The organism is Pseudomonas sp. L13, from assembly GCF_009935965.1.
Taxonomy (GTDB): domain Bacteria; phylum Pseudomonadota; class Gammaproteobacteria; order Pseudomonadales; family Pseudomonadaceae; genus Aquipseudomonas; species Aquipseudomonas lactis.
Window position 1 is genome coordinate 1 of sequence record NZ_QODJ01000124.1, and the last position, 4,661, is coordinate 4,661.

At 61.5% G+C, this 4,661-nt stretch carries 3 protein-coding genes; 2 read left to right on the plus strand and 1 reads right to left on the minus strand.

Annotated elements, in window-relative coordinates; genetic code table 11:
• Positions 1–179 precede the first annotated feature (179 nt).
• Positions 180–1,073 (minus strand): LysR family transcriptional regulator, encoded by an 894-nt coding sequence (locus tag DK871_RS28210; protein WP_161907452.1) that lies wholly within the window; start codon positions 1,071–1,073, stop codon positions 180–182.
• A gap of 128 nt (positions 1,074–1,201) precedes the next feature.
• Here DK871_RS28210 and DK871_RS28215 point away from each other — a divergent pair, with 128 nt between their 5' ends.
• Both DK871_RS28215 and DK871_RS28220 read left to right on the plus strand, forming a co-directional pair.
• The gene (locus DK871_RS28215; protein WP_161907453.1) at positions 1,202–2,869 is read left to right on the plus strand and encodes a GMC family oxidoreductase; all 1,668 of its coding nucleotides are present in this window, start codon (positions 1,202–1,204) and stop codon (positions 2,867–2,869) included.
• Between the two features lie 82 nt (positions 2,870–2,951).
• Complete coding sequence (locus DK871_RS28220; protein WP_032892452.1) at positions 2,952–4,574, plus strand: MFS transporter; 1,623 nt, start codon at positions 2,952–2,954, stop codon at positions 4,572–4,574.
• The last annotated feature ends 87 nt before the right edge of the window (positions 4,575–4,661 follow it).

Below are 4,661 nucleotides of genomic sequence, written 5' to 3' on the forward strand. Positions count from 1 at the left end.
AGCCCTTTGGTTACTTTGGGCTGGGCCGGCATTCCGGCTCTTTTCCAAAGTGACCCGCCGTCAGGCGGAACCCTAAGCGGCCGTTACCGCAGCAATGGATATGTACACAATCCAACTGTGTCGGCTGGTAGGCCGCCATCGCAGGCAAGCCAGCTCCCACATTTGGGTTGTGGTGCGTGTCAGCGGGATTCACCGAGCAACAAGCCCTGCTCCCGCGCGCACAACTCCACCACATAATCCCACAACACCCGCAACCGCACCGACTTGTGCAGCTCCCGACGCGAGCTGATCCAATAGCTGCGCTGGATGCCCTCGGCCGGCAGCAACGGCACCAACTCCCCATCCCCAGCCGCCATGAAACACGGCAACACCGCAATGCCCAACCCCGAACGCGCCGCCTGATGCTGGGCGATCACACTGGTGCTGTGGAACACCACCTTGGGGTTACGGCAGAAGCTGTTGAGAAACTTCAGTTCCTGGCTGAACAGCAGGTCATCGACATAATCGATCCAGGCATGGGCAGCAAGGTCTTCACGCTTCTCGATAGGCGGGTTACGCGCCAGATAGGCACGGCTGGCGTACAGCGCCAGGCGATAATCGGTGAGTTTGCGCGTCACCAGTTGGTCGGCGCTTGGGCGCTCCAGGTGAATGCTGATCTCCGCTTCGCGATTGAGGATGCTGACAAAACGCGGCACCGCGACCAGCTCCACCTCCAATCCTGGATAGCGTTCAAACAACCCTCCCATGCGCGCGGCCAAAAACATCACGCCCAGCCCTTCGGCCACGCCGAGGCGAATCTTGCCCAGGGGCGCAGCAGAATGGGTGAGCTCGTCTTCGGCCAGCAGTGCCACGTTCTCCATGGCCTCGGCATGCTTGAGCAACGCTTCGCCAGCAGGCGTCAGTTCATAGCCCTGGGCATGCTGCACGAACAGCGCCGTGCCGAGGCTTTTCTCGATGGCGTCGATATGCCGGGCCACGGTGGCATGCGTGGTTTTCAGGCGTTGGGCGGCGGTGAGCAGGCGGCCACTGCGCTGCAACTCGAGAAAAAACCGCAGGTCATTCCAGTCGAACATATCGCCTCCAGTGCCCGGGCCAGCCGCCGTTGTTTAAAAACGCACAGCAGGTGGGTAAAAACTAACATTTTTAAGACGAAAACTAACAACTAGGATGGGGCCAATAAGAAAAACAAGCGAGACCCCAGATGCCCAATGCAACTGCTGAATACGATTACATCGTCGTCGGCGCCGGCCCTGCCGGATGCCTGCTGGCCAATCGTCTGTCCGCCAACCCGGCTCACCGTGTCCTGCTGCTGGAAGCCGGTGGCCGCGACAACTACCCCTGGATCCATATCCCCGTCGGCTACCTGTTCTGCATCGGCAACCCTCGCACCGACTGGTGCTTCAAGACCGAAGCACAGGCCGGCCTGCAAGGGCGCGCCTTGAGTTACCCCCGGGGCAAAGTGCTGGGTGGCTGCTCGTCTATCAACGGCATGATCTACATGCGCGGCCAGGCTCAGGACTACGATGGCTGGGCGGCGGCGGGCAATGCGGGCTGGGCCTGGAAAGACGTACTGCCACTGTTCAAACAGAGCGAAAACCATTTTGCCGGCGGCTCTGAATTCCACAACGAGGGCGGCGAGTGGCGCGTCGAGCAACAGCGTCTGTCGTGGCCAATCCTCGATGCGTTTCGTGAGGCGGCTGCCCAAAGCGGCATCGCCAATATCAATGACTTCAACCAGGGCGATAACGAGGGTTGCGGTTACTTCCAGGTCAACCAGAAAGCCGGTGTGCGCTGGAATGCGGCCAAGGCGTTTCTCAAGCCGATCCGCCAGCGGCCTAACCTCACCGTGCTGACGGAGGTAGAGGTTGAGCGTGTGCTGCTGGAAAACGGTCGCGCCTCGCAGGTACTGGGGCGCCAACACGGCCAGGCACTGAGCTGGAAGGCGCGCAAAGAGATCGTACTGTGCGCCGGCTCGGTGGGTTCGCCGGGGATTCTGCAACGCTCAGGGATCGGCCCTTCCCAGGTGCTCAAGCCCCTGGGCATCGACGTAGTGCATGAACTGCCAGGCGTTGGCGGCAACCTGCAAGATCACTTGCAACTGCGACTGATCTACAAGCTGGAAAATGCCCGCACCCTGAACCAGATCGCCGGCACATTGTGGGGCAAGATGGGCATGGGCCTGCGCTACCTGTACGACCGCAGCGGCCCGCTGTCGATGGCGCCCAGCCAGCTCGGCGCGTTTGCCCGCTCCGGCCCGGAGCAAGCCTCGGCCAACCTGCAATACCATGTGCAGCCACTGTCCCTGGAGCGCTTTGGCGAGCCGTTGCACGGCTTCCCGGCATTTACCGCGTCGGTCTGTGACCTGCGCCCGCAAAGTCGCGGCCGGGTGGATATTCGTTCGGCCAACCCGACGGATGCGCCGCTGATACAACCCAATTACCTCAGCCACCCCGAAGACTTACGCGTCGCCGCCGACGCCATTCGCCTGACCCGGCGCATCGTCGCCGCTCCGGCACTGAGCCAGTTCAAACCGGTGGAATACCTGCCCGGCCAAGCCCTGCAAACTGAAGAACAACTGCACGAGGCCGCTGCGCGGATCGGCACCACGATTTTCCATCCGGTGGGCACCTGCCGCATGGGCGATGACAAGGACGCCGTGGTCGACAGCCAACTGCGCGTACACGGCATCCCCGGCCTGCGCATTGCCGATGCGTCGATCATGCCGCGCATCACCTCCGGCAATACCTGCTCACCCACGCTAATGATCGCGGAGAAAGCCGCGCAGCTCATCCTGTCCCAAAACACTGTAGGAGCGAGCTTGCTCGCGAAAAACCCACCAGCACCGCGCACTACCGGGCACCCCGCGTAATCGTTGACGTTGAAAAAATAGCGGCGCTGAGGTTAGCGCCGACAGTGGAACAACAATAAATAATCACTGTGAGGGACATCCGATGTCAGAACATGCTCAACCCCTGGGCTCGGCGGCCAGTGCAAGTACCGCCAACGAATCAAGAAAGGTCATCTTCGCCTCCTCCCTGGGGACGGTGTTCGAGTGGTATGACTTTTTCCTCTACGGCGCCCTGGCGGCGGTGATCAGCAAACAGTTCTTTGCCGGGGTCAACGACACCACGGCGTTTATCTTTGCCTTGATGGCCTTCGCCGCAGGCTTTGTGGTGCGGCCATTCGGTGCGTTGGTGTTCGGCCGCCTGGGCGATATGATCGGGCGCAAGTACACCTTCCTCGTGACCATCATCCTGATGGGCGTGGCAACCTTCTGCGTCGGGTTGCTGCCGACCTACGCCAGCATCGGCATTGCCGCACCGATCATCCTCATTGTGCTGCGCATGCTGCAAGGCCTGGCGCTGGGCGGCGAATACGGTGGCGCCGCCACCTACGTGGCCGAGCATGCACCACCGGGCAAGCGCGGGCTGCATACCAGCTGGATTCAATCCACCGCCACCCTCGGCCTGCTGCTGTCGCTGCTGGTGGTGCTGGCCTGCCGTTACTTCACTGGCGATCAGTTCGAAGTGTGGGGCTGGCGCATTCCGTTCCTGTTTTCCATCGTGTTGCTGGGCATCTCGACCTGGATCCGCATGAGCCTGCACGAGTCGCCCGCCTTCTTGAAAATGAAAGAGGAAGGCAAGGCCTGCAAGGCGCCGATTCGCGAGTCGTTCGGCAAGTGGGAAAACCTCAAGGTGGTGCTGATCGCCCTGTTCAGCATCAACGGCGGGCAGGCGGTAACCTTCTACGCGGCGCAGTTCTATGTGCTGTTCTTCCTCACCCAGTTCCTGCGTATGGACCCGGCCCTGGCCAATATGCTGTTGATCATCAGCGTGGTGATTGGCGCGCCGTTCTTTATCCTGTTTGGCTGGCTGTCGGACAAGGTCGGGCGCAAGCCGGTGCTGATGCTCGGCCTGCTGTTGGCGACCGCGCTGTACTTCCCGATCTTCAAGGGCCTGGCGCACTACACCAACCCGGCGATGGACCAGGCCAGCCAACAGGCGCCGATCACCGTACTGGCCGACCCGGCCACCTGCACCTTCCAGTTCGACCCGGTGGGCAAGGCCCGTTTTGACAGCCCGTGCGACAAGGTCAAGACCTTCCTGGTCAAACAGGGCCTGCCCTACAGCAGCGCCGCCGCCCCTGCGGGCAGCCCGGTACAAGTGAGCGTGGGCGATGTGCGTATCGACGGTTTTGATGAAGCGGCCCTGCGGGGCGCCGTGGCCCTGGCCGGTTATCCATCTTCGGCAGATGTGGCCCAGGTCAACAAGCTGATGGTGGTGGTGCTAATCGTGGTGCTGATCTTCATCGCCGCCATGTGCTACGGGCCGTTGGCGGCGCTGATGGTTGAGCTGTTTCCGACGCGCATCCGCTACACCTCGATGTCCCTGCCCTACCACATCGGTAACGGCTGGTTTGGCGGGTTCCTGCCGACGGTGTCGTTCGCCCTGGTGGTGTACACCGGCGATATCTTCTATGGGTTGTGGTACCCGGTGGTGGTGACGGGGGTGAGCCTGATCGTCGGGCTGTTCTGCCTTAAAGAAACCCGGCATGTGGATATCGAAAACAACTGATACCTCCCCCCTGTAATTGGATGGACTCGCCCAAGCCGAGGCGTCTATGCGCCACGGTGGCATTCTTATAGAAGCCAACGACAGCGA

What these genes read in the sequence shown, in the direction of transcription:
- DK871_RS28210 (WP_161907452.1), bottom strand. Translation starts at nt 1,073, where the DNA reads ATGTTCGACTGGAATGACCTGCGGTTTTTTCTCGAGTTGCAGCGCAGT.
- DK871_RS28215 (WP_161907453.1), top strand. Translation starts at nt 1,202, where the DNA reads ATGCCCAATGCAACTGCTGAATACGATTACATCGTCGTCGGCGCCGGC.
- DK871_RS28220 (WP_032892452.1), top strand. Translation starts at nt 2,952, where the DNA reads ATGTCAGAACATGCTCAACCCCTGGGCTCGGCGGCCAGTGCAAGTACC.